Annotated in this window: 21 protein-coding genes; 14 read left to right on the plus strand and 7 right to left on the minus strand. The window is 62.0% G+C overall.

Translation table 11 applies throughout. The features are described 5' to 3' along the window. Positions 1-25 precede the first annotated feature (25 nt). Genes LOL23_RS08165 through LOL23_RS08175 form a run of 3 tightly spaced genes read left to right on the plus strand, consistent with a single transcriptional unit; the run spans position 26 to position 3,792 of the window. Positions 26-676 (plus strand): helix-turn-helix domain-containing protein, encoded by a 651-nt coding sequence (locus LOL23_RS08165; protein ID WP_202411747.1) that lies wholly within the window; start codon positions 26-28, stop codon positions 674-676. A gap of 54 nt (positions 677-730) precedes the next feature. Then, the gene (locus LOL23_RS08170) at positions 731-2,503 is read left to right on the plus strand and encodes a gamma-glutamyltransferase (protein ID WP_160980282.1); all 1,773 of its coding nucleotides are present in this window, start codon (positions 731-733) and stop codon (positions 2,501-2,503) included. Further along, a complete protein-coding gene (locus tag LOL23_RS08175) occupies positions 2,500-3,792 on the plus strand; it encodes an NAD(P)/FAD-dependent oxidoreductase (protein ID WP_160980284.1) in 1,293 nt (430 codons plus the stop codon). Before LOL23_RS08170 ends, LOL23_RS08175 begins: the two co-directional genes overlap by 4 nt. A gap of 31 nt (positions 3,793-3,823) precedes the next feature. On the opposite strand, the gene lipA is transcribed toward LOL23_RS08175, so the two are convergent. Then, entirely contained in the window at positions 3,824-4,822 is a 999-nt protein-coding gene (lipA, locus tag LOL23_RS08180) for a lipoyl synthase (RefSeq protein WP_160980286.1), read from the minus strand. Between the two features lie 386 nt (positions 4,823-5,208). Between lipA and LOL23_RS08185 the strand changes: the two genes are divergently transcribed. After that, positions 5,209-6,282, plus strand: coding sequence for a formylglycine-generating enzyme family protein (locus LOL23_RS08185; RefSeq protein WP_237173452.1), 1,074 nt, complete (start codon positions 5,209-5,211; stop codon positions 6,280-6,282). 23 nt (positions 6,283-6,305) lie between these two features. Here LOL23_RS08185 and LOL23_RS08190 read toward each other — a convergent pair whose 3' ends face one another. Next, positions 6,306-7,043 (minus strand): Crp/Fnr family transcriptional regulator, encoded by a 738-nt coding sequence (locus LOL23_RS08190; protein ID WP_160980288.1) that lies wholly within the window; start codon positions 7,041-7,043, stop codon positions 6,306-6,308. A gap of 276 nt (positions 7,044-7,319) precedes the next feature. Between LOL23_RS08190 and nirK the strand changes: the two genes are divergently transcribed. From nirK to LOL23_RS08225, 7 genes are all read left to right on the plus strand, one after another. Next, positions 7,320-8,744 carry a copper-containing nitrite reductase gene (nirK, locus tag LOL23_RS08195; RefSeq protein WP_160980290.1) on the plus strand — a complete coding sequence of 475 codons (1,425 nt, stop codon included), beginning with the start codon at positions 7,320-7,322 and terminating at the stop codon, positions 8,742-8,744. 285 nt (positions 8,745-9,029) lie between these two features. Then, positions 9,030-10,589: an ABC transporter substrate-binding protein gene (locus LOL23_RS08200; RefSeq protein ID WP_237173495.1), complete on the plus strand. Its 1,560-nt coding sequence runs from the start codon at positions 9,030-9,032 to the stop codon at positions 10,587-10,589. Between the two features lie 15 nt (positions 10,590-10,604). Beyond that, on the plus strand, positions 10,605-11,576 hold the full coding sequence (locus LOL23_RS08205) for an ABC transporter permease (RefSeq protein WP_160980292.1): 972 nt from the start codon (positions 10,605-10,607) through the stop codon (positions 11,574-11,576). Further along, positions 11,576-12,487, plus strand: a complete 912-nt coding sequence (locus tag LOL23_RS08210) for an ABC transporter permease (protein ID WP_160980294.1) — start codon at positions 11,576-11,578, stop codon at positions 12,485-12,487. Before LOL23_RS08205 ends, LOL23_RS08210 begins: the two co-directional genes overlap by 1 nt. 98 nt (positions 12,488-12,585) lie before the next feature. After that, entirely contained in the window at positions 12,586-13,686 is a 1,101-nt protein-coding gene (locus tag LOL23_RS08215) for an ABC transporter ATP-binding protein (RefSeq protein WP_160980296.1), read from the plus strand. Continuing rightward, positions 13,683-14,816: an ABC transporter ATP-binding protein gene (locus tag LOL23_RS08220; RefSeq protein WP_160980298.1), complete on the plus strand. Its 1,134-nt coding sequence runs from the start codon at positions 13,683-13,685 to the stop codon at positions 14,814-14,816. The genes LOL23_RS08215 and LOL23_RS08220 overlap by 4 nt, the downstream gene beginning before the upstream one ends. After that, complete coding sequence (locus LOL23_RS08225; RefSeq protein ID WP_237173453.1) at positions 14,813-15,673, plus strand: N-formylglutamate amidohydrolase; 861 nt, start codon at positions 14,813-14,815, stop codon at positions 15,671-15,673. Before LOL23_RS08220 ends, LOL23_RS08225 begins: the two co-directional genes overlap by 4 nt. Positions 15,674-15,687: 14 nt before the next feature. Here LOL23_RS08225 and LOL23_RS08230 read toward each other — a convergent pair whose 3' ends face one another. Both LOL23_RS08230 and LOL23_RS08235 read right to left on the minus strand, forming a co-directional pair. Beyond that, a complete protein-coding gene (locus LOL23_RS08230; RefSeq protein ID WP_237173454.1) occupies positions 15,688-16,707 on the minus strand; it encodes a C45 family autoproteolytic acyltransferase/hydrolase in 1,020 nt (339 codons plus the stop codon). A gap of 122 nt (positions 16,708-16,829) precedes the next feature. Continuing rightward, positions 16,830-17,720, minus strand: coding sequence for a MurR/RpiR family transcriptional regulator (locus LOL23_RS08235; RefSeq protein WP_160980304.1), 891 nt, complete (start codon positions 17,718-17,720; stop codon positions 16,830-16,832). Between the two features lie 281 nt (positions 17,721-18,001). Here LOL23_RS08235 and LOL23_RS08240 point away from each other — a divergent pair, with 281 nt between their 5' ends. Both LOL23_RS08240 and LOL23_RS08245 read left to right on the plus strand, forming a co-directional pair. After that, positions 18,002-19,345 carry an aspartate aminotransferase family protein gene (locus LOL23_RS08240; RefSeq protein ID WP_160980306.1) on the plus strand — a complete coding sequence of 448 codons (1,344 nt, stop codon included), beginning with the start codon at positions 18,002-18,004 and terminating at the stop codon, positions 19,343-19,345. 216 nt (positions 19,346-19,561) lie between these two features. Next, positions 19,562-20,086 (plus strand): carboxymuconolactone decarboxylase family protein, encoded by a 525-nt coding sequence (locus LOL23_RS08245; RefSeq protein WP_237173455.1) that lies wholly within the window; start codon positions 19,562-19,564, stop codon positions 20,084-20,086. 123 nt (positions 20,087-20,209) lie between these two features. Here LOL23_RS08245 and LOL23_RS08250 read toward each other — a convergent pair whose 3' ends face one another. Beyond that, positions 20,210-20,749 (minus strand): cob(I)yrinic acid a,c-diamide adenosyltransferase, encoded by a 540-nt coding sequence (locus tag LOL23_RS08250; RefSeq protein ID WP_237173456.1) that lies wholly within the window; start codon positions 20,747-20,749, stop codon positions 20,210-20,212. A gap of 82 nt (positions 20,750-20,831) precedes the next feature. Between LOL23_RS08250 and LOL23_RS08255 the strand changes: the two genes are divergently transcribed. Continuing rightward, entirely contained in the window at positions 20,832-21,134 is a 303-nt protein-coding gene (locus LOL23_RS08255; protein WP_237173457.1) for a copper-binding protein, read from the plus strand. A 127-nt stretch (positions 21,135-21,261) separates the two neighbouring features. On the opposite strand, the gene hslU is transcribed toward LOL23_RS08255, so the two are convergent. Both hslU and hslV read right to left on the minus strand, forming a co-directional pair. Next, a complete protein-coding gene (gene hslU / locus LOL23_RS08260) occupies positions 21,262-22,593 on the minus strand; it encodes an ATP-dependent protease ATPase subunit HslU (RefSeq protein ID WP_237173458.1) in 1,332 nt (443 codons plus the stop codon). Positions 22,594-22,657: 64 nt separating this feature from the next. Beyond that, positions 22,658-23,191 carry an ATP-dependent protease subunit HslV gene (hslV, locus tag LOL23_RS08265; RefSeq protein ID WP_160980316.1) on the minus strand — a complete coding sequence of 178 codons (534 nt, stop codon included), beginning with the start codon at positions 23,189-23,191 and terminating at the stop codon, positions 22,658-22,660. Positions 23,192-23,322 lie beyond the last annotated feature (131 nt).

The raw sequence follows: 23,322 nt of genomic DNA on the forward strand, positions 1-23,322 counted from the left end.
GCCTGTAGCGGAAAGGAGGATGTGGGTGACTGCCTACAAAAATGAAGGTACCTCGCGGCGCGAAGACATGCACGGAAGCGATGTGGATGCCGCATACATGGATATGACATGGACAGAAAGCATCGGCCAGAAGTTGCGCCAACGGCGCAAGGTGAAGCGCATGTCGCTCAAGGATGTCGCGGGTAAGGCGGGTCTGTCCATTGGCCTGCTCAGCCAGATCGAGCGCGGTGTATCCACACCTTCGCTGCGCTCATTGAATCAGGTCTGCCAGGCGTTGGCGATGCCGGTGTCGTGGCTGTTTGACCGCAATCAGTCCGGTATAGGTGCGGCGGCCGAATCCATTGTGGTAAGGCTGTCGCAGCGCCGGCGTATGGATTTGGGCGCTGGCGGCATGATCAAGGAGATTCTCTCTCCCGATGCGGTCAATGGCATCCAACTGATGCGGTTTGTCATTCATCCCGGTGGCAAGTCGGGCAACAGTCCGGCCCAGCACCCCACCGGCGCCAAGTGCGGTACCGTTCTGGCAGGCTGCCTGGGGCTGGAGGTGAACGGTCACGAGTACGTCATCAAACAATTCGATTCGTTTGCGTTCAAGGCAAGCGAGCAATACCGTTTCTGGGCGATCGGCGACAGCGACTGCGAGGTCATTTGGGCGACGACGCCTGCCTTGTACTGAAACCGTGGCTGTCCGTGCTTGCTGGCGCAGGTGGCCGATGATGAAGAGGGGCGGATGAAATCCAGGCAAGTCATCACAAGAACCGCCGCGTACGGCACGCGGGGCGCAATTGCCACCGCGCGAGAGCTCAGTGCGGCCGCAGCCGCTGGCATGCTGGCAGCGGGTGGAAACGCTATGGATGCGGCGGTGGCGGCAGCGTTTGTCGCCGGCGTCATCGAGCCTATGGAAACCACGCTGGCAGGCTCGGGGTTTCTACTGGTCGGGCTGCCGGACGGCGCCGCGCACAGCGTTGAGTTCGGCCCGCGCGCTCCAATGGCTGCCCGCCCCGGTATGTTCACGATCGATGAGAATCGTGTGGTGGACCTCGGTCTGGGTGTGTCGGTGGTGGTGGGCGATGAGAACATCCAGGGCGCTCGTTCGGCGGGCGTGCCCGCCACAATAGCTGGCTTGATCCGCGCGCATGATTGCTTCGGCAAGCTGCCGCTGAAGACGGTAATGGGCCCCGCGATCGCAGCTGCATTCGACGGTTTCGCGGCCGACTCCTACTTTGCGCTGGAAGCACTTGAACATATCGATGTGCTCCGGCGCGACCCAGGCGCTGCTGCCTTGTTCTTGCCGGGAGGCCTGCCCCCCGCCAGCGCCCACCTCGGGCGCGCCACGCTGGGTGTGCCCGCACTCATCCGCCAGGCGGCGCTGGGAAAAACCCTGGAACAGATCGCCGAGCAGGGTGCCGCAGCGTTCTATGGGGGCGAGCTGGGCGACGCGTTTCTGCAATCGCATCGGGAACGCGGCGGCATTCTTGCGCGCGAAGATCTGCTGGCAGTGAACCCGGTGATCGCAAGCCCGCGGCGTCTGCGTCTGCGCGATTGCGAAGTCCTGGCGCCCTGCGCCCCCTGCGGTGCGCTGACTGAACTGCAGATACTCAACACTTGGCAAGCTTTGTTCCCCGAAGTGCCACGCGGCGGCGACGAAACCGGGCGGCTTGATATGTTAGCGCAGGCAAGCTGGCATGCTTTTGCCGATCGCTACCATTGGCTGGGTGATCCAGATTTCGTACCGGTGCCCGAGGCAGCGCTGTTGTCCGATGCCTATGCACGGGAGCTGGCGGCGTTGATTCGTGCCGGTGCCGTGCCGCCGCGCAGTGCGGGCAGCGGCGAAATGCCCTGGAATTATTTCGCTCGTAAGCCTGCCCATGATCCCTGGCGGTACGACGACTGTGGCCGCGATGGGGTGGTGTGGTCGCCGGAAGGCGCCACCACACCGCCTGCGGGTACCACGCATATCTCGGTAGCCGATACGTCGGGCATGTGTGTTGCCATTACGCATACCGCCGCTAACCACTGCGGCGCCAAGGTGGTCTGCGAACGCACAGGCCTGCTTTTCGATGCTGCCATGGGCTGGTTCAACGCACGGCAGGGCGCCGCCAATAGCATCGAGGGCGGCAAGCGGCCGCTTGCGAACATGGGGCCGGTGCTGCTGATGCGCGGAGGGCGGCCGCTGGCGGCTGTTGGCGCACCTGGCGGACGGCGAATCATCAACGCTGTGGTACAGGTTGTGCTCAACCTCGTTGAACGCGGCATGACACCGGATGAGGCCCTGCAGGCGCCGCGCATCGACGCCAGCGGCAATACGCTGCTGGCGTCTGAACGCTTGGAGCAGGCCATTTTGCCTCTGCGCAGCCAATACGGAAACGCCGCCCTGGTGTCTGAGCAGCATGAAGGCTACGGCTACGAGCTGGCGCGCCCAATTATCGCAGTACTGGACGGTGGCGTGGCCTATGCCGCCGCGGATCCTTTCAGCAGGGGCTACGCCCAGGGAATCTCATGAAGCAAGCGTATTCGGATCGGCCTTTTCCGCCATCCCTTTGGCAGGCTACCGCCTGCGCCGCGCCGGATACGCCCGCGCTTGCCGATAGTGGGCAGGCCGATGTGGTGATCGTGGGCGCGGGCTTTACGGGGCTGTCGGCAGCGCTGCATCTGGCGGAGCAGGGCGTGGATGTGGCGGTGTTGGAAACGGCGCAGCCAGGCTGGGGTGCGTCAGGCCGCAACGGAGGCCAGGTTATTCCGGGCTTGAAGTACGACCCCGATGAACTGCTGCGCAGGTTCGGCGCCGAGCGCGGTGAGGCGATGACTGCAATGGCTGGCTCTGCGGCCGATCTGGTTTTCGACCTCATCGATAAGTATCGGATGCGGTGTGACCCGGTGCGCAAGGGCTGGATACAGACGGCGCATTCGGCGCAGATGCTGCGCACGGTGACACAGCGGGCGGAGCAATGGGCGCGGCGGGGCGCACCGGTCGAGATACTGGAAGGCAAAGATGTGGCGGCTCGCATTGGCGGCGGTCGTTTCACAGGCGGCTGGATCGACCATCGCGCTGGGAGTGTGCAGCCCTTGGGCTATACGCGGGGGTTGGCGCATGCGGCGCTGGCGCAGGGGGCCCGTATTCACGGCAACACCCGTGTGACCAGCCTCAAAAGGGCAGCGGATCGCTGGCGGGTGGGAACAGAGCGTGGCCATAGCCTGACTGCTTCGCATGTTCTGATCGCAACGAATGGCTACACCGATGGCTTATGGCCGGGGCTACGGCGCACCGTCCTGGCCGCACAGAGTTTTCTGGTGGCGACACGCCCCTTGCACGGCAGCGAAGACACGATATTGCCTGGCCGGGAGGTCACCTCGGATTCGCGGCGTCTGTTGGTTTATTTCAGGCGCGATGCAGACGGCCGCTTGGTGCTCGGCGGCCGAGGGCCGTTCGACATGCCGCATGCGGCATCCGAGTGGGCGCATATCGAGCGGGCGGTAACACTGATGTTTCCGCGCCTGAAGGGCATCGAATACGAATACCGATGGCAGGGCAGGCTGGCAGTGACGGCGGATTTCATGCCCCATGTGCATGAGCCCGCGCCTGGCCTGAGTATCGTCCTGGGCTATAACGGCCGCGGCATCGCAATGGCAACCATGATGGGCAAAATGATTGCCGGCCGCATCCGGCAGGGACGGGCCGGTGACTTTCCGTATCCCGTTACACCCATCAGCCCGATCCCCCTGCATGGCCTGCAACGGTGGTACATGGCCGCGGGCGTGGCTTGGTACCGATTGCTGGACGCGCTGTCCTGATCCGGCCCGCGCGTGCGGGCCGGTTGGGGCGTCAGGCCACGCCGGCCTGCTGCGCCTGACGGTCGGCGTGGTAGGACGAGCGCACCATGGCGCCAACCGCCGCATGGGTGAAGCCCATGGCATAGGCTTCGCGTTCGAGCATCTTGAACACGTCGGGGTGTGCATACCGCAGGACCGGCAGATGGTGCTCGGATGGCTGCAAATACTGACCAATGGTCAGCATGTCGACATTGTGGGCGCGCAGGTCGCGCATGACCTCGAGGATCTCTTCGTCGGTTTCGCCCAAGCCGATCATCAGGCCGGATTTGGTGGGCACCTCGGGCTGCAGTTTCTTGAACTCAGACAACAGCTTGAGCGAGTGCTGGTAATCGGCGCCTGGGCGAGCCTGCTTGTACAGGCGGGGCACGGTTTCGAGGTTGTGGTTCATGACATCGGGCGGCGCGGCGTCCAGGATGCCCAGTGCGCGGTCGAGGCGGCCACGGAAGTCTGGCACCAGCACCTCGATGCGGGTGGAAGGCGAATGCTCGCGGACCTGGCGGATACAGTCGACAAAGTGTCCCGCGCCGCCATCGCGCAGGTCGTCGCGGTCGACCGACGTGATCACCACATATGACAGCTTCATGGCGGCGATGCTGCGCGCCAGATTGGCGGGCTCGTTGACGTCCAGTGGATCGGGGCGACCATGGCCGACGTCACAGAAGGGGCAACGGCGCGTGCATTTGTCGCCCATGATCATGAACGTAGCCGTGCCATGGCCGAAACACTCGCCGATATTGGGGCAGGAGGCTTCTTCGCACACCGTATGCAGATTGTGCTCGCGCAGGATCTTTTTGATGTCGTAGAAGCGGGAGCCGGGGGCAGCCGCTTTGACGCGAATCCATTCGGGCTTTTTCAGGCGCTCGGCCTGAACGACCTTGACGGGAATACGCGAGGTTTTGTCGGCCGACTTTTGTTTCTGGGTAGGATCGTAATCGGTGTTGCGCGGACGCACCGTGGGTTGGGAAACAGGCTGATCGACGGGTGTAGTCATAAAAAGAGTTCCTGGCAAGGCGTCGGCCCCGCACGGCGGGCGCCGGCATGCTTCACGCCGTGCGCCCCGGTAATAAGAAGAGACACTGCCTGGCCGGGGCCCGATCGGGGCGCGGGAGGCGGTTTCGGGCCGGCAGCACGCACCGCCGCCGCCCATACCGGGCGACCGAGGCCCTAGTGTAACGCCACGGCGCGGCGGATGCCCAATCGGCGCGGCGATATCGTCGTCTAGCCGAGACAGATCGCCCTGTTTGTTTTGCCGCAAAGACCCAGGCGCCAAAGTGGCGTTCAATAGTTGCAAGCGGCCCCAAAAGGGTCTTGGGGCGGCAGCCCGCCATTCCGGCCAACACAAGGGGGCCGGCCATTAAGGTTCAGGTATTGCAAACCATGTACAGCGCCAACATTGCCTCTGGCATCCCTCGCTCAACCCGTATTACATCGGCCGGCGCCGCCCGCCCGGCTCGGGTTGTTTGTTACGCCGCGCTGGCACTGGCCGCGTTGTTGGCCGGGTGTGACGGCGGTGCGGATGTGGGGACGGAAGGCAGGGCATCCATGCCGCGGCCCAAAGCCGTGCCGGCAACCACGATTCGTGCGGACGCCTCTGCTGGCGGCGCTGTGCCGATGGCGAGCGTCCAGCCTGCCGCGCCGCAAGCCGTGGCTGCCACGCCCATTATCGTGGATGGCCTTGAGTTCGTTGTACTGCCGCCCGCCGAGGTTTTCTATTACCCACCTGGCGAGTATCTCGAGGACGGTTATCCTGTGAACCCGCCGCAGTACGTGGCCACCTTCGAGCGCGACGTGAAAATCGCCCGCCGCCAGGTCAGCCAGGCTGAATATGCGGCCTGCGTGCGTGCCGGCGCCTGCAAGCCGCTCGACCGCGCCTTCCGCGAAAACACCGCGCCCGACCTACCCGCCATAGGCATCAGTTGGCGCGATGCCACGGCGTATGCGCAGTGGTTGTCGCAAAAGACAGGCCACCACTTCCGGCTTCCGGTATATGAAGAGTGGGTCTACGCGGCCGGCTCCGCCTACAAGGAAGACGTGCTGCTGGGTAACTTTAACCCAGCCGACCCCGCACAGCGCTGGTTGGCCGAATACACGCTGGAAACCCAGCGCAAGACGTCTGTGGATCCGGCCGTTCGGCCTTTCGGCAGCTTTGGCGAAAACGACCGAGGCCTATTGGATATGGCCGGCAATGTGTGGGATTGGACCGATACCTGCCACACCCGCCGTAAAATCGGCGGCGATGGGCTGCTTGACGCGACCGGCGACAATTGCGGTATCCGCGTGACGGCCGGCCCGCACCGCAGCTATATCACCGACTTCATTCGCGACCCTAAATCGGGGGCTTGCTCGGTGGGTGTGCCGCCCAGCAACCTGGGCTTCAGGCTGGTGCTCGATGAGTCGGCGCCCGTGCAGAGTACCGGCCCCAGCCTGCGCGAGCGCTTGGGCCTTGGTTGATACGGGGGCGTGGCCCTGTGCGCTCAGCCTTGCGGCGGCGCCTCGGGCGAGGCCGCGCGAGCCGGGTGGCCGCCTTCGGCAGTACGGATGAGTTCGTCCATATTGAGTACCACAATGCGCTTGCGCCCCGAGCTTACGATACCGCGGTCTTTCCAGGCGCTCAGCAGGCGACTGACGGTATGCAGCGTTGTGCCCGTCAGTTCGGCGATATCCTGTCGCGTAATCGGAAACTCGATCTCGATGCCTTCGTCTGTTTGTTCGCCCGACTCATCCACCAGGCGCAAAATGGCCCTGGCGACCCGCTGTTCGACTTCTTCTGTGGACAGCGCGCGGATACGAGAGTGGGCATCCTGCAGCCGCTGCCCCACTGTTTGAAAGGCAAACGACGCAAATTGCGGGTTGCCCGCAAGCAGGCGATCCCAGTCGGAATCGGGCCAGGACAGCAGGAGGCTTTCCTGGACGCCGATGGTGGTGGCGGGGTAGTGGGCGCGGCGCATGGCGTGCGCAATACCGAACACATCGCCCGGGTTGACATAGCGCACCACCACTTGCTCGCCGTCGGGCGTGATCTGCACGACTTTCAGGTGGCCTGTCAGCAATACAAAAAAACGCGCGGCAGGATCGCCCTGTTTGAACACGGTTTCGCCCTCGGCGATACGGTGTGTCTGGGCGTTCTGGAGCATGGCATCCAGGCTTTCATTGGGCAACGCCCGGAAGAGATCCAGGTTCCGGATAAGAGAACGGCTGAGCTCGATGGGCATGGTCTAAAAAATTACCTGTGGAATCAAGCAGATTCTAGCATCTGGCCCCGGCACGCAACAGCCGGATGTCTTTGGGTTTGAGGTGGGCTAAAGGTTCATGTGCCAACCTTATGCGCACCAACCTTATAGCTCACGATCTTGGAATGTTGCAAATTTCAGGGAAAACCCGAATTTTCGTGTCGGGAATTTGCGCTTACGCAAAGAAGGATGTCGCCCCCTCTCTCACAATGGAACCGTCAAATCCATGACGAATTCCTTGAGAGAAGGGAGATTAGAATGAAAGCGTTCCGTACAACCCTGTTTGCAGCGCTGGCTGTCACTTTTATGGCAGGGGGCGCCGTCCGTGCAGATACGGCCGACAAACTGGAACACGTCAAAGTCGATCTCGTGGCGCCCCCGATGGTGCACAAACATGAGCAGAAAGCGACGTCGGGCCCGAAGGTCGTGCAGTTCACGATGACGATCGAAGAAAAGAAAGTAGTGATCGACGATAAAGGCACGACGCTGCAGGCCATGACCTTCAATGGCTCCATGCCCGGCCCCACTATGGTGGTGCATGAGGGCGACTATGTTGAGCTGACCCTGATCAATCCGTCGAGCAACAAGATGCCGCACAACATTGATTTCCACGCGGCCACTGGCGCGCTGGGCGGCGCTAAGCTCACCGAAGTGAACCCTGGCGAGCAGGTTGTGCTGCGCTTCAAGGCTGACCGCACTGGCGCTTTCGTGTACCACTGCGCGCCTGAAGGCATGGTGCCTTGGCACGTTGTCTCGGGCATGAGTGGCACGCTGATGGTACTGCCCCGCGAAGGCCTGAGCGACGGCAATGGCAAGCAAATCAAGTACGACCGCATCTATACGATCGGTGAGTTCGACCTCTACGTCCCCAAAGATGAAGAAGGTAACTATAAAGACTACGCCACGGCGGCCGACAGCTTCAACGACACCATGGAAGTCATGCGGGGCCTGATCCCGTCGCACATTGTGTTCAATGGCAAAGTGGGCGCGCTGACAGGCGAGGGTGCCCTGAAAGCCAAGGTTGGTGAAACGGTGCTGTTCGTACACTCGGTGGCCAACCGCGATACCCGGCCTCACTTGATCGGCGGCCACGGCGACTACGTTTGGGCAACCGGCAAGTTCATCAACAAACCCGAGCGCAACCTGGAAACCTGGTTCATTCCCGGTGGTACCGCGGGTGTGATGGCCTACACCTTCAAACAGCCCGGTGTGTACGCCTACGTTAACCACAACCTGATCGAAGCCTTCGAGAAAGGCGCCGCAGGCCACGTCGTGGTGGAGGGCGAATGGAACAATGATCTGATGAAGCAGATCAAAGCCCCCGCCGCCATCCCGGGTGAAAAGCCGGCCGCCAAGCCCGCTGCCGCGGCGCCTGCCGCCCCGGCCAAGATCGCCGCTGCGCCCGTCGCCAAGAAGGTCGCAGCAGCCGCGGGTGGCTCGACACACGCTGCCGGTGAAAAGCTGTACAAGTCGGCATGTGTGGCCTGCCACAGCACTGGCGCCGCTAATGCGCCCAAGCTGGGCGACAAGAACGCCTGGGCACCACGGCTCGCGGCAGGTGAAGATGCGGTCATGAACGTCGCCTTCAAAGGCAAGGGCGCAATGCCTGCGCGGGGCGCTTCTTCGGCCGACGACGATACGCTGCGTGCTGCGGTTCGGTACATGATCAGCACCGTGAAGTAAGCCGAAAAGCGTAGTATCGGCGGTGTGCCAGTAGCCAGGAAGGGACACGAAAATCATCGGGAAAACACCGATCATGTAATGCAACAGCTCTGGCTACACTCGCTCCATGCCCCAGGCATGGAGCTTTTTTTTGTCCGGGCGGGCCTCATCGGTTATTCCCTTCCGCCTCAGGATCAGTCTTTATGTGCCCATCAGGCACAACGAAGTACGGCAGCGCATTCCTCCAACGCACACTCACAAGCAAAGGAAGGCAGCATGACGATCAAGCTCATACGCGGCACCCTGATGGCAACGGCCCTGGCGGCCGCCGGCCTTGTCTGCAGCGGTATCGCGCAGGCGCGCGACCTCACCATCGCCCTGCGCTCGGAGCCCAGCTCCATGGATCCGCAGTTTCATTCGCTGACGCCCAATACGCAGTTGTCCGAAACCATGTTCGACCCGCTGGTGCGTACCGACAAGAACGCCAAGCCGGTGGCCTGCCTTGCTGAATCATGGACGGTGGACGGCAACGTCTGGACATTCAAGCTACGAAAGGATGTCAAGTTCTCGGACGGCACGCCGCTTACCGCTGAAGACGTATTGTTCACGTATGATCGTGTGCCCAAGGTACCCAATAGCCCTTCATCGTATGCGCTCTATCTCAGTACGGTGGAAAAGGTCGAAGCGCCCGATCCGCACACCGTGAAGATCACCACCAAAGGGCCTTCGCCGGTGTTGCTTGCCAATCTGTCGCTGGTGCCTATCATGTCGAAGAAAGCCGCATCCGGCCCTGCGCCGGAAGGCAAGACGACGGTCGAGCTTAATCGCGGCGATGGCCTGGTGGGCACGGGGCCTTATAAATTCGTTTCATGGAAGCGAGGCGCCGAGATTGTGCTGGACCGCAACCCCTATTATTGGGGCGACAAGCCCGCCTGGGACAAAGTCACCTATCGGCCTATCACCAATTCCGCGGCCCGTGTGGCTGCATTGCTGGCGGGCGATGTAGACGTCATCGAAGATCCACCCACCGATGACCTCTCGCGGCTGAAACAGGACAAGAATCTATACGTGCAGGAAACGCCATCGGTGCGTGTGATTTATATCGCGCTTAACCAGGGCAATGAGCCGCCACCGGGCATGGAGGGCACTAATGGTAAAAACCCCATGACTGACAAGCGTGTGCGCGAGGCGTTGTCGTTGGCCATCGACCGCAAGGCGATTGTCGAGCGCATCATGAACGGGGTAGGCCAGCCGGCGGGCAATTTGCTTCCTTACCCCGCTTTCGGCACGTCCAAGGAGCACGAAAACGCGCCCGCGGCGGATACGGCCAAGGCCAAGAAGCTGCTTGCCGATGCAGGGTATCCCAACGGATTCACGCTGTCGCTCGGTTCGCCGGATGGCCGCTATACCAACGACAAGCGCATCGCCCAAGCGGTGGCGGCGATGTGGGCCCGTATCGGCGTGAAGACTAATGTCGAAACTATGGCGCCGCCGGTGTTCTTCAAGCAGCGCAATGCTTTTGCGTTTAGCACATACCTGGCGGGCTGGTCGGCCTCGTCGGGTGAAATGCTCAACCCGCTGACATCGCTTGTGGTCACCAAAACACCTGCCGAGGGGCTGGGCACCACCAACTGGAGCAAGTATTCCAATCCCGAAATGGACAAGCTTACGCTGGAGGCATCTCGAACACTGGATGACAACAAGCGTTCAGCACTGCTGCAGAAGGCGGGCAATATGGTGATGGACGACTATGGCATCCTGCCGCTGCAGTTCGAGCTGTCCGTCTGGGCCATGAAAAAGGATATCCGTTATGAAGGCCGGGTAGACCAGATGACGCTGGCCCAGGATATGACGTTGGTGAAGTAGCGGAGCGCGCGGCCTGTGCTCTCCACGATTGTCCGGCGCCTGCTGCAGACGATACTTGTCGTGCTGGTGATGTCGGCGCTGGTGTTTGCCGGCTTGTATGTGATCGGCGACCCGGTGCTGATGCTCGCCAGCCCCGAGGCGACAGACGCCGAGCGCGAGGCGATCCGGCAATCGTTGGGGTTGAACCTGCCGCTGTGGCAACAGTACGGCATTTTCCTGGGCAAGGCGGTGCGCCTCGATTTCGGCAACAGCTTCCTGAATGGCGAGTCCGCTATGCGGCTGATCCTGGAGCGCATGCCCGCCACGCTTGAGCTGGCCACGCTTGCCATGCTGCTGTCGCTGCTGATCGGCGTGCCCCTGGGCATCTACGCCGGCCTGAGGCCTCGCAGCGTGGCCGCGCGCGGCATCATGACCGGGTCGGTGCTGGGGTTCTCGCTGCCCAACTTCTGGGTCGGGCTGATGCTCATCATGCTGTTTGCCGTCATGCTGGGCTGGCTGCCGGCGGGCGGGCGCGGGCCGGTAGAGCAGTTTGGCCCGATTGAACTGAGCGTTTTCAGTTGGGAGGGCCTCCAGAATTTGATCCTGCCCGCGAGCACCATCGCGGTGGCCAAGTGCGCGCTCATCATCCGCGTCACGCGTGCGGCGGCGCGCGAATGTCTGCCGCAGGATTACATCAAGTTCGCCCGCGCCAAAGGTCTGCGTGAGCGGCGTGTACTGGGTGTGCATCTGCTCAAGAACATCATGATTCCCATTGTGACGATAGGCGGGCTGGAGTACGGCCAGGTCTTCGCGTTTGCAGTGGTGACGGAAACGATTTTTTCCTGGCCCGGTATGGGCAAGCTGCTGATCGATTCGATCATCACGCTCGACCGGCCGGTGGTGGTCGCTTATTTGATGTTGACGGTTGTGTTCCTGGCGTTTCTCAATCTTGCCGTCGATATCGCATACACCATTCTGGATCCGCGCGTGCGGCTGGGAGGCGGGTGATGGCAGCGTTGAGCGAAGACACCCACGTGCCGCCCCACGAAAGCCAGTGGCGCGTGTTCATGGCGCAGTTCGCAGCCAGCAAGTTGGCCATGTTCGGGCTGGTGCTGTTGGTGGTGTTCATGGTGCTGGCGTTGTTTGCGCCCTGGATCGCGCCCCAGAACCCCTACGATATCGCTACCCTGGATATCTTCGATGCCAAGCAACCGCCGGGCAGCACAAATATGGATGGGAGCCTGACTTACTGGCTGGGCACCGACGGTCAGGCGCGCGATGTGTTGTCGGCCATACTGTATGGCTTGCGTATCAGCATGATGGTGGGCCTGCTGTCAGTGTCCGCTGCCTTCGTCATTGGTGCCATTGCGGGCCTGGTGTCGGCCTATTTCGGCGGGCGCATCGATGCGGTCATTATGCGCATCGTCGATATCCAGCTTTCCTTTCCGTCCATACTGGTGGCGCTGGTGCTGCTATCCATACTCGGCAAGGGGGTGGACAAGGTGATTTACGCGCTGATCGCCGTGCAGTGGGCGTATTTTGCCCGCGCAGCGCGCGGGGCCGCCATTGTGGAGCGCAACCGCGAATATGTTGAGGCCGCCCGCTGCATGTCGCTGCCATGGCACCGCATTCTGTGGCGCCATGTGTTTCCCAATTGCGTACCGCCGTTGATGGTGATCGCCACCATTGACCTCGCCCATGCGATTGCGCTCGAAGCGACCTTATCGTTTCTAGGTGTCGGTGTGCCGGTTACGCAGCCATCGCTCGGCATGCTGATTTCGAACGGCTTCGAGTTCATGATGTCGGGCGATTACTGGATATCCTTTTTTCCTGGCTTGGCGCTGGCGCTGGTGGTGATCGCTATCAACCTCGCGGGCGATCACCTGCGCGACATCCTGAACCCGCGCAACGAGGTATGAGGCCATGGTGACCAACGCCCCTACAACGTTTATTGCCAACGCTCCGCTGCGTGCAGCGCCTCGTGTCGGGCGCGGTGGCGACGCGGCGGAGGCCAGGCATGGCGGCTGACCTTCTGCTCGACGTTCGAGGCCTGAAGACCTGGTTCCATACGCGCGATGGTGTGGTCAAGGCTGTCGATGGCGTCGATCTGCAACTACGGCAGGGGGAGATATTGGGGCTGGTGGGCGAGTCGGGCTCCGGCAAGAGCATTACGGGCTTTTCGCTCATGCGGCTGGTTGATGCCCCTGGCCGCATCGAGGCGGCGCACATGCGTTTCAACGGCCATGATCTGCTCACACTGTCGGACGAACAGTACCGGCGGTTGCGCGGTGAAGAGATCGCGATGATTTTCCAGGATCCGATGATGACTCTGAACCCGACGCTGCGCGTGGACACGCAGATGATCGAGGCAGTGCGCGCGCATCATCGTGTATCGACCAAGGCGGCGCGGGCGCGTGCGGTCGAGGTGCTGGGCATGGTGGGCATCCCGTCGCCGGCGGAACGGCTATTGGTGTACCCGCACCATTTGTCGGGTGGCATGCGGCAGCGCGTGGCCATTGCAATTGCGCTGCTGAATCAGCCGCGGCTGATCATTGCCGACGAGCCCACCACTGCGCTGGATGTGACAATACAGGGCCAGATCCTGTACGAGGTGCAAAAGCTGTGCCGCGAGTCGGGTACGGCCCTGATCTGGATCACGCACGATCTTGCCATTGTATCGGGGCTGGCCGACAGGCTGGCAGTAATGTATGCCGGGCGTATTGTCGAAACAGGCCTCACCGCTGAGATCGTTGGGGCGGCGCGCCATCCCTATACCCATGGTTTGATCGCCTCGATTCCCTCGATCGAGACGCGTGGTCGTCCGCTGTTTCAGATCCCTGGCGCCACGCCGTCACTGCTGAACCTGCCGGCAGGCTGTCCGTTTCGCGCGCGATGTTATCGGGCGACGCCGCAGTGCGAGCAAACGCCGCAATTGACGCTGACCGCCAGCGATGTCTTAACCGACAGTGGGCGCGACACGGCTGCGGTGGTACGAGGGACGGGAGGACATGTCGCCACTGTTTTGCCGCGAGAGGCGAATCACGATAGTGGGCTGCAGGCCAGGGCGAAGCGGGATGGTCATTGGGTGCGCTGCTGGCACGAAGGGGTAAGGCAATGAGTCATGCTGTGTCGAACCGCGTTGTGTCGGTGGGCACCGACACGGGCGAATCAACGATCACGCCCATCCTGAGCCTGCACGATGTGCGTCGCGATTATGAGCAGCCAGCCGACCTTGTCGCCCGGGTGGGTCGCATCTTGCACGGGGGCGGCGAAGCGCCGGTGGTGCGCGCGGTGGCAGGTGTGGATTTAGCGATCATGTCGGGCGAAGTGATTGGCATCGTGGGTGAGTCGGGATGCGGGAAATCCACGTTGGGCCGAATGCTCAGTGGCATTTTGCCGCCCACTGGCGGTGAGATCCGCTACAAGGGAACACCGCTGCCCGCGATGACCAACGCCGAGCGGCGGCGCTACGAACTGGATGTGCAGATGATCTTCCAGGATCCGTATTCATCGCTGAACCCCCGCATGCGGGTCATCGATATCATCGGCGAAGCGCCGGTCGTACACCGCATCGTGCCGCGTCGCGAGAAGGAGGCTTATGTAGCGCAGTTGATGCGCAAGGTAGGCCTGGACCCCGCCTATCGCTTCCGCTACCCGCATCAGTTTTCGGGCGGCCAGCGCCAGCGCATTGGCGTGGCGCGCGCCTTGGCGCTGAACCCGTCGGTGATTGTGTGCGATGAGGCGGTGGCTGCGCTGGATGTGTCCATCCAGGCCCAGGTGCTTAACTTGTTCATGTCACTGCGCGAAGAATACACGCTGGCTTACTTCTTCATCAGCCACAATCTGGGGGTCGTCAGCCATATCTCCGATCGTGTCGCTATCATGTATTTGGGGCGCATCGTTGAAATGGCCGATACCAGCACCATTTTCAACGCCGCGCACCACCCGTATACCCACGCGCTTCTCAAGGAGCTGCCTTCGTTGCGTACCGACAGGCGCCGATTCGACCCCATCAAGGGCGAATTGCCCTCGCCGCTGCACCCGCCGCCGGGCTGTCCGTTTCATCCACGCTGCCCGCATGCCATGCCGCGCTGCAAGGTGGAACGCCCCTTGCTGCGCGAAATTGGCGGCCCGTCGAGTCATGTCAGCGCCTGCCATTTGGATGACCGTGTTGTTTCATTGGATGCATTGGCCCAGGCCGGCGGCAAAGCAGCTTCCGCTGGCTACTTCGACGAGGTTCCATCATGAAATTCGCAGACGATGAATTCGCGCCCTATACGCTCAGCTATCCTTCCCGAAGCACCATTCCGCTGGTGTGCGATTCGCCCCACAGCGGCACGCAGTATCCGGCGGATTTTCAGCCCGCGCTCGCTATGGCCCTGCTGCGCTCGGGGGAAGACACTTTTGTGGAGGAGTTGTGGCAGGCGGTGCCATCAGTGGGGGGCACACTGCTGGCGGCCAACTTTCCGCGCACGTATATCGATCCGAACCGCGAGGTCGACGATATTGACCCGAATATGCTGGCCGAACCCTGGCCGATGCCGTTGCGCCCTACGGAAAAGTCGCGCATGGGGCACGGCCTGCTGTGGAGTTCGGCGCGCAACGAGGCCATCTATGATCGCAAGCTATGGGTGGCCGAGATTGAGAACCGCATCGGCACCTATTACGCTCCTTACCACGAGGCTCTGCGCCGCCAGCTCGATACCGCGCACGAGCGATTTGGCGTAGTGTGGCATCTCAACCTGCACTCGATGCCCTCAGACTCTTATGAACTGCTCGACATCGATACCGACAAGACACTGTCCGATTTCGTGCTGGGCGACCGCGACGGCACCACCTGCGACCCCACGCTGGTCGGTGTAATCGAGGATTTCCTGAAGAATCGCGGTTACTCAGTTGCGCGAAATGATCCCTTCAAGGGCGTGGCGTTGATCGCTCAGCTGGGCCGGCCGGCACACAATCGGCACAGCCTTCAGATTGAGGTGAATCGCGCCCTGTACATGGATGAGGCCACTTACGAAAAATCAGAAAACTTCGAGAACCTGCAACGCGATATCTCGGAGCTGACCGTGCAGGTTGCGGACTTTGTGCGTTCAGTGATGTAGACGGTGCACGCCGCTCAGGCTTCTTCCGCATCGATCAGGCTGTACAACGGCGCCTGCCCAGGGCGGTCGTACACCTGCCAGCGGATGTGGTCGGCCTCGATGTGGATGTCGGCCGTTGCCATGGTGTTTTCGTCATCGGGATCGTTGGGTGCGTTGCGGTAGATGGGTAGCTCGGCATCGCCCTGGTCTGCCAATATGGCCAGCGGGTTGATGTCTGCCGAGGCCGCCAGCAGGGCCTCGCCGCGCGCCTGCCTGTGCGCCGACGAATCAGTGATGACCTGTGGCAGGTCGCGGATGCTTGCATGAATGATGTGATTGGCATGCAGCGCAGGCTGCTGGATATCGACGACTGACACGCCCCGTGCCGTGAACTCGACACTGTACAGCGCGGTACGACCGCGCTGGGCCAGGCTGAGATGGAAGCCGCCCGCGCGTGGTGCATCGTTGAGCAGCGCAGCTGCTTCTTCGAGCGTAGCCAGATTGAGTATGGCACGTGTGAGTACCATCCGTGGCACGCCGGCACTTACCTGCCGTGCGCGAAGGTTGTTGACCGTCATGGCCAGCCCGCTGCGCGTGACAGCGAAGGTATGGCCGGGGATGGACGCCGGGTAGACGAAGGAGGCGAAATTTGCGCCGTTGTCGGGCGCCACAATGGCCAAGCCGCAGTGGTTGCGAAAGCGCGGGTCACCGTCTTCGTTGTGCGCAATGCGCGGGCCGTTGGCCGACGGCAATTGCACCGTTGTACAGCCATCGGGTGACATCGCCCAGATGTCGCCGCGGCAATTCCATAGGAATACATCGTCGGCATCGAGTTTCAGGCCATCGGCCAAGCCCTGCAGTTCTTCGTGAATGCGTGGAAAACGCTGTTGCACCAGTTTGCGCATGGTGCGGGCCGCATCACTGCCGCGCCACTGCATGACGCTGGCCCAGGACGGTGAGGTGACCAGGTATTCGTGTGCGATCGGGGCGCCGAATTCGCCCAGCGCCTTGCCAATGCTGTAGGGGCTGCCCGAGAGATGAAGGAGAGAGAGCATAATGCGTGATTCAGTGGTGACGCAAAGGCCGGTCTTCTATTGTGCGGCTTTTTATGCCGGATGGGAAACCGAAATATCCCCTAGACATGATTGCAGCCCATAACGGCAGCCCATGACTGCCGTTATGGCGCCAGATAGGCGCCGGTTTCGTGAAGCTCCGCTTCCGCGCGCTGCAGGCCTTGCACAGCGGCCGGGCCCGCACGGGCCAGCAGGTGTTCGATCAGGATCTCCACCAGTGCCAGCGCCGGTGCGCTGGACGGGAAGAACGATGAAGTTTCAGTGGAAAACACCAGTACACAATCGGCGTCCAGCGCAATTGGTGCTACAAGGCTGTCGCAGATCGCCAGTACGCGGGCGTCGGCTTTGCGGGCCGCTTGCACCACCCTCAGCGATTCGCGGGAGTAAGGTGCAAACCCGATCACGGCGACCGCGTCGGCCTTGCTAACGGCGCGCAGTTCCATTTCCAGTGTGCCCGCATCGCCGCGCAGCAAGGAAACCGTGGGCCGGAACAACCGGTACAGGTATTGGAAGGTGAAGGCAGGTGCGAACGATGCCCGGAAGCCGGCGATATGCACGTGCCGCGCCTGCGCAAGCAAGCCCACGGCTTCGGCCATGCGGCCGTCGTTCAGGTGTTCGAGCAGGCGCAGATTGTCGGCCTGCATGGCCACTGACCGCGCCAGCGCGTCAGGCGCGCTGGGCTGGCGGACGAGCTTGCGCGCTTGCGCGGCATAGCGCTTAGGAATGGCCTGAAGTGATTGTACGTAGACGCGTTTGAGCCCGTCCCACCCCTCATACCCCAAGGACTGCGCCAATCGTACCAGTGTGGCCGGCTGCACGCCGGCCTGCGTGGCGATCTTGCGCATTGATGCAAGCGGTATTTCGGCCGGGAAATCCAGCAGATAGCGTGCGCTCACCTGAAACTGGGGTGTCATGGCCGAAAACTCGCGCTGCAGCCGTGCGGTCAGTGCCTGCAGGGTGCGCGGCGCCGTGTCGGGTGATGAGGGCGAATTCATATCATGCATCGCGTTCTTGAGGTGGGGGTCATCAGCGTGTGCGGGTGGCGTGTCGGTATCGCGTTTCTATAAGGCATGTCTATATGCCGTGTCTGCATGGCGTGTAGTGCTCGCCGGTTCTTATTATCACCGCGCACGTTCCAGGTTGGCGGCCTTGCCCGGCCTGCGCTGCGCGCGTAGCCCCGAGTGTTGCATAAACCACAGCGGCGGCCGCCGGCCGATTGATTTATTTGTTGAGAAGTATATTATGAATGGAACATTTGTTGAATAGGCGGGCAGCCATGTCACACGTATTTCACCGTAATCCCAAATCTCACCTCGACGTTGCCGTGCGCGGCGAGGGTATCCAGCTGTTTGACCAGAACGGCAAGGGGTATATCGATGCGTCGGGGGGCGCCGCCGTCTCCTGCCTTGGGCATGGCCATCCCGATGTCATCGCCGCGATCAAAAAGCAGGTCGATGAGATCGCCTATGCGCATTCTTCCTTCTTTACCACCCAGGTGTGCGAAGACTTGGCCGATTTCCTCGCTGCGCGTGCACCGGGTGACCTGAATCACATTTATTTTGTGTCGGGCGGTTCCGAGGCTGTCGAGGCGTCGCTCAAGCTGGCGCGGCAGTACTTTGTCGAAGTAGGCCAGCCCAGCCGCCGCCACTTTATTGCGCGCCGGCAAAGCTACCATGGCAACACTCTGGGTGCGCTGGCCATCGGCGGCAACGAATGGCGCCGCAAGCAGTTTTTGCCGCTGCTGGTGCCGGCGCATCATGTGTCGCCCTGCTATCCCTACCGTGACCAGCGTGATGGCGAAACCGCCGAGCACTATGCGCAGCGCCTGGCTGATGAGCTCGACGCCAAAATCGTTGAACTAGGCGCCGAGAACGTTGCCGCCTTTGTGGCCGAAACCGTGGTTGGCGCCACAGCGGGCGCCCTGGCGCCGGTGGGTGGCTATCTGCAGCGCATACGCGAAGTCTGCGACCGCCACGGCGTGCTGCTGATCCTGGACGAGGTCATGTCGGGCATGGGCCGCACCGGTCACCTGTTCGCCTGCGCAGAAGACGGCGTGGTGCCCGACATCATTGCCATCGCCAAGGGCCTGGGGGCGGGTTACCAGCCCATTGGCGCCATGGTGGCCAGCAGCCGCATCTACAACACCATCGTCAACGGCAGCGGCTTCTTCCAGCACGGCCACACCTACATGGGTCATGCCACCGCTTGTGCCGCGGCCCTGGCCGTGCAGCAGGTGATTGAACGCGACCGCCTGCTTGAAAACGTCCGCGCGCGCGGCGAACAATTACGCAGTGAATTGCGCGTCGCACTGGCCGATCACCCCAATGTGGGCGATGTGCGTGGCCGAGGGTTGTTCGTGGGCGTTGAGTTCGTGGCCGACAAGGCTAGCAAGGCACCGCTCGACCCTGCCATGCAGATACATGCTGTGCTCAAGAAACAGGGCATGAAGAACGGCCTGATGATGTACCCCATGGGGGGCACCATAGATGGCGTGCGCGGCAATCATGCGCTGCTTGCGCCGCCCTTCATTTGCACGCCGGCCGATATTACCGAAATCGTTGCCCGTTTTGTGCAAAGCGTGCGGCAAGTCATGCCGGCCCAGGCTGTGCCACAATCATAGCGGCCGCTGCTGCCGCCTCGCTGCCATTGCTAAGGCACAGGCGTGCCAGTGCCGATATACGCCTTGCCTGTGTTGCGTTTGCAGCAATGGCCGCACGGGTGGGCATCGCGCCTGGCTGTTCGTGGCGCGGCGAGCGGCAATGCCCGGCGCTGCACTGCGCATTTGCCTGGCTGTTTTCAGCACATCAACACTCTACGCTCTAAGGAATAATCTCTGATGGCCCGTATCCCCTACGCGGATCTGAAAGATCCCGAAGTCAGCCCTCTCGTCGAACAGATCGTCGCCGAGCGCGGCAGTGTGCTGCACCTGTACCAGATGCTGCTGCAAAGCCCGCCCGTCGCACGGGGCTGGCTCAATCACCTCACAGGCATTCGCCACAATACGTCGCTGTCCGGCAGCCTGCGGGAAATGGTCATCATGCGCATCGCCCTGCTCAATGGCGCGCCCTACGAGGCCGATCAGCACGCGCCCATCGCCCTCAAAGAGGGCATGACGCAAGCGCAGCTCGATGCCCTTGACGATTGGGAGCCCTCAACACTGTTCAGCCCCGTCGAGCGCGCTGTGCTGGCCTATACGGACGCCATGACGCGCAACATTCAGGTGGCGGATGAGGTATTTGACGCCGTGCGCGAACATTTCGCCCCGCGTCAGCTTGTCGAGCTTACTGCCACCATCGCTACCTACAATATGGTCTCGCGCTTCCTGGAAGCGCTGCAGATCCACTCGCACGACGAGCGCTGAGCGTCCGCGCCAGCTCACGAGCTGGCTGTCACCATCCAGCCCCGCGGCTTGCCTGGCAATGCCTGGCGGCGCTGCGGCCCCGGTTGCACGACAGGCACGGGGTGATCGCCCCAAGGCCGGCGTTCAATGGTCCCAGAGGACGTCGGAGCGACCAGCGGCGCGGTTCAGCGCGCGGGCCAGTACGAAGCACAGGTCGGACAGGCGGTTCAGGTACTGGCGAACCACCTCACCCACTGGTTCGCTTCGGCCCAGTGTGATCACTGTGCGTTCGGCCCGCCGGCAGACGGTGCGCGCCAGATGTGCGATTGCCGCCGCCCGTGTGCCGCCGGGGAGGATGAATTCCTGCAGTTTTCCGAGTTCGGCGTTGTAATGCGCCAGCGCGTTGTCCAGCGATAGCACATGGTCTGTCTTCAGGGCAGTATGCCCAGGGATGCAGAGTTCGGCGCCCATGTCGAACAAATGGTGCTGGATATTGCCCAGCAGCGCGTCGATATCCGGCGGCAGCGTTTCCGCACGCCAAAGCCCGATCATGCTGTTCAGCTCATCCACATCGCCCAGCGCCGCAATTCGCGGCGCGTCTTTGTCGATGCGGCTGCCATCGCCCAGCCCAGTGGTGCCCTTGTCGCCCGTGCGCGTCGCGATGACGGAAAGCCGTGTTGCCATGATGCGGAACCTCTGCAAATATTCTGTAATAGGCCTTCTGCGCCATTCGGCGTTATGCTGAAGGTACTAAGGAGTGTAATGTATGTCTATGTTGAATGACCGCACTATGCAGATGCTGGCCGCCGCACTGGCGATCACTTCGTTCTATTCGGTGCAGGCGGTTGCACAGCAGGCCACCGCCAGCGGCGAGGTACGTCGTATCGACGCCGCCGCAGGCAAAGTAACGATCAAGCATGGCGCCATCTCCGATCTGGACCTTCCCGCCATGACGCTGGTCTATCGCTGTGACCCCGCCTTGCTCGCCCACATTAATCCTGGCGACAAAGTAACCTTCACCGCCAAGCGTGAGAACAACCAGTACGTGATCACCGCGATTTCAAAATAGCGGGGCGTAGGCAATACCGGGCATGGCATTCAATCTAGGCCCGGGCCGCAATTTAACAATCTGGCGGGATGGATGCAGCCTACCGGCCCGCGCACAAACGGGGAGGGGCGATCCCCGCTTGTGCGGTTTACAGCACGTACCGCGCCAAGTCTTCGCTGGCAGCCGCTTCGCCCAGCTTGTCGTTGACGTACGCGGCGTCGATGGTAATGGTTGTGCCGCTATTGGCTGTGGCGTCGAACGACAGGTCTTCCAACAGCTTTTCCATGACCGTGTATAGCCGCCGCGCGCCGATGTTTTCGGTGCGTTCGTTCACATTGAAAGCCAACTCGGCCAGGCGCTTGATGCCTTCTTGCGTGAAGTCGAGCGTGACATCTTCGGTGGCCATCAGGGCGCTGTATTGTTTGGTGAGCGAGGCATCGGTTTCGCACAGGATGCGCACGAAGTCGTCAGCGCTGAGGGAGTCGAGCTCGACGCGGATGGGGAAGCGGCCCTGTAGCTCGGGGATCAGATCGGATGGGCGCGAAAGATGGAATGCGCCGGATGCGATGAACAGAATGTGGTCTGTCTTGACCACCCCATACTTGGTGTTGACCGTGGTGCCTTCGACCAGCGGAAGCAGGTCGCGCTGAACCCCCTGGCGCGATACGTCGCCGCCGGAATGCTCCTGGCGGGTGGCGATTTTGTCGATTTCATCCAGGAACACGATACCATTTTGCTCGGCGTTGGTTACCGCCGCAGTGCGCAGGTCTTCTTCGTTGATGCGACGGCTGGCTTCTTCTTCGATGAGCAGCTTGAAGGCCTCCTTCACCGACATCTTCTTGGCTTTTTTCTTGTCGCGCCCCAGGCCCGCGAACATGCCGCGCAGCTGTTCGGTCATTTCTTCCATGCCGGGCGGCGCCATGATTTCCATTTGGGGCGCAGCCTGCGCGACTTCGATCTCGATCTGGGTGTTGTCGAGCTGGCCTTCGCGCAGCCGCTTGCGAAATACCTGGCGCGCGTTGTTTTCTTCGCGGTCGGGTTCGCCCTGCGCGTTGCGGGGCGGAGGTATCAGCACGTCCAGGATGCGGTCTTCCGCGGCGTCTTCTGCCTGTGTGCGTACGCGGCGCATTTCAACGTCGCGCGTCTGCTTGACCGACACGTCGACGAGGTCGCGGATGATGGTGTCTACGTCTCGGCCCACATAGCCCACTTCAGTGAACTTGGTCGCCTCGACCTTGATGAACGGTGCATTGGCCAGTTTGGCCAGGCGGCGGGCGATTTCTGTCTTGCCCACGCCGGTGGGGCCGATCATGAGGATGTTCTTGGGCACGATTTCGTGGCGCAGGGGCTCTGCCACCTGCTGACGGCGCCAGCGGTTGCGAAGCGCCACGGCCACGGAACGCTTGGCGCGGTCCTGGCCCACAATGTTTTTGTCCAGCTCGGAGACGATCTCCCCGGGCGTCATAGTGGTGGCTGACATAAGGATGATGTACCTGAGAGTGTGTGCCTGAAAGCCAAAGCGCGGCCTGCCTGCGCGGCGGCGCTTACAGGATTTCGATGAGATGGTTCTGGTTGGTGTAGATGCAGAGGTCGCCGGCAATCTCGAGCGACTTCTTGACGATCTCGGCGGGCGCGAGATCGGTATTGTGCAGCAGGGCCAGCGCGGCCGCCTGCGCATAGGCGCCGCCCGAACCGATCGCGGCCAGGCCGTGTTCGGGTTCGAGCACATCGCCGTTGCCGGTGAGCACAAGGGTGTGTGCGCTGTCAGCGACGATGAGCATGGCCTCGAGGCGGCGCAGCATGCGGTCGGTGCGCCAGTCTTTGGTGAGCTCGACCGCAGCGCGCATCAGGTTGCCTTGGTGCTTCTCGAGCTTGGCCTCGAAGCGTTCCTGCAGCGTGAACGCGTCGGCTGTTGCACCGGCAAAGCCGGCCAGCACGCGGTCGTTGTACAGGCGGCGAATCTTGCGGGCGGTGCCCTTGATCACGATATTGCCCAGGGTGACCTGGCCGTCTCCGCCCAATGCGACCTCGTTGCCGCGGCGCACGGAGACAATAGTGGTGGCGTGAAATTGTTCCATGGAATCTTCCTGTTGAAGGACAGAGATGGGGGCGGCGCCGGAAAATTCAAGGGCAGGCAGAACGCACTTTAGTACGAAGTGATTGTGGCATCGTCCCATACCTGCTGATGCGGGCGAGCAGCGCGCTTCGT

Source organism: Paracandidimonas lactea, from assembly GCF_021653995.1.
GTDB lineage: Bacteria > Pseudomonadota > Gammaproteobacteria > Burkholderiales > Burkholderiaceae_B > Allopusillimonas > Allopusillimonas lactea.

Coding starts and splice junctions, on each gene's coding strand:
- LOL23_RS08170 (WP_160980282.1), top strand. CDS start 731: ATGAAATCCAGGCAAGTCATCACAAGAACCGCCGCGTACGGCACGCGG.
- LOL23_RS08175 (WP_160980284.1), top strand. CDS start 2,500: ATGAAGCAAGCGTATTCGGATCGGCCTTTTCCGCCATCCCTTTGGCAG.
- lipA (WP_160980286.1), bottom strand. CDS start 4,822: ATGACTACACCCGTCGATCAGCCTGTTTCCCAACCCACGGTGCGTCCG.
- LOL23_RS08185 (WP_237173452.1), top strand. CDS start 5,209: ATGTACAGCGCCAACATTGCCTCTGGCATCCCTCGCTCAACCCGTATT.
- LOL23_RS08190 (WP_160980288.1), bottom strand. CDS start 7,043: ATGCCCATCGAGCTCAGCCGTTCTCTTATCCGGAACCTGGATCTCTTC.
- nirK (WP_160980290.1), top strand. CDS start 7,320: ATGAAAGCGTTCCGTACAACCCTGTTTGCAGCGCTGGCTGTCACTTTT.
- LOL23_RS08200 (WP_237173495.1), top strand. CDS start 9,030: ATGGCAACGGCCCTGGCGGCCGCCGGCCTTGTCTGCAGCGGTATCGCG.
- LOL23_RS08210 (WP_160980294.1), top strand. CDS start 11,576: ATGGCAGCGTTGAGCGAAGACACCCACGTGCCGCCCCACGAAAGCCAG.
- LOL23_RS08215 (WP_160980296.1), top strand. CDS start 12,586: ATGGCGGCTGACCTTCTGCTCGACGTTCGAGGCCTGAAGACCTGGTTC.
- LOL23_RS08220 (WP_160980298.1), top strand. CDS start 13,683: ATGAGTCATGCTGTGTCGAACCGCGTTGTGTCGGTGGGCACCGACACG.
- LOL23_RS08225 (WP_237173453.1), top strand. CDS start 14,813: ATGAAATTCGCAGACGATGAATTCGCGCCCTATACGCTCAGCTATCCT.
- LOL23_RS08230 (WP_237173454.1), bottom strand. CDS start 16,707: ATGCTCTCTCTCCTTCATCTCTCGGGCAGCCCCTACAGCATTGGCAAG.
- LOL23_RS08235 (WP_160980304.1), bottom strand. CDS start 17,720: ATGAATTCGCCCTCATCACCCGACACGGCGCCGCGCACCCTGCAGGCA.
- LOL23_RS08240 (WP_160980306.1), top strand. CDS start 18,002: ATGTCACACGTATTTCACCGTAATCCCAAATCTCACCTCGACGTTGCC.
- LOL23_RS08245 (WP_237173455.1), top strand. CDS start 19,562: ATGGCCCGTATCCCCTACGCGGATCTGAAAGATCCCGAAGTCAGCCCT.
- LOL23_RS08250 (WP_237173456.1), bottom strand. CDS start 20,749: ATGGCAACACGGCTTTCCGTCATCGCGACGCGCACGGGCGACAAGGGC.
- LOL23_RS08255 (WP_237173457.1), top strand. CDS start 20,832: ATGTCTATGTTGAATGACCGCACTATGCAGATGCTGGCCGCCGCACTG.
- hslU (WP_237173458.1), bottom strand. CDS start 22,593: ATGTCAGCCACCACTATGACGCCCGGGGAGATCGTCTCCGAGCTGGAC.
- hslV (WP_160980316.1), bottom strand. CDS start 23,191: ATGGAACAATTTCACGCCACCACTATTGTCTCCGTGCGCCGCGGCAAC.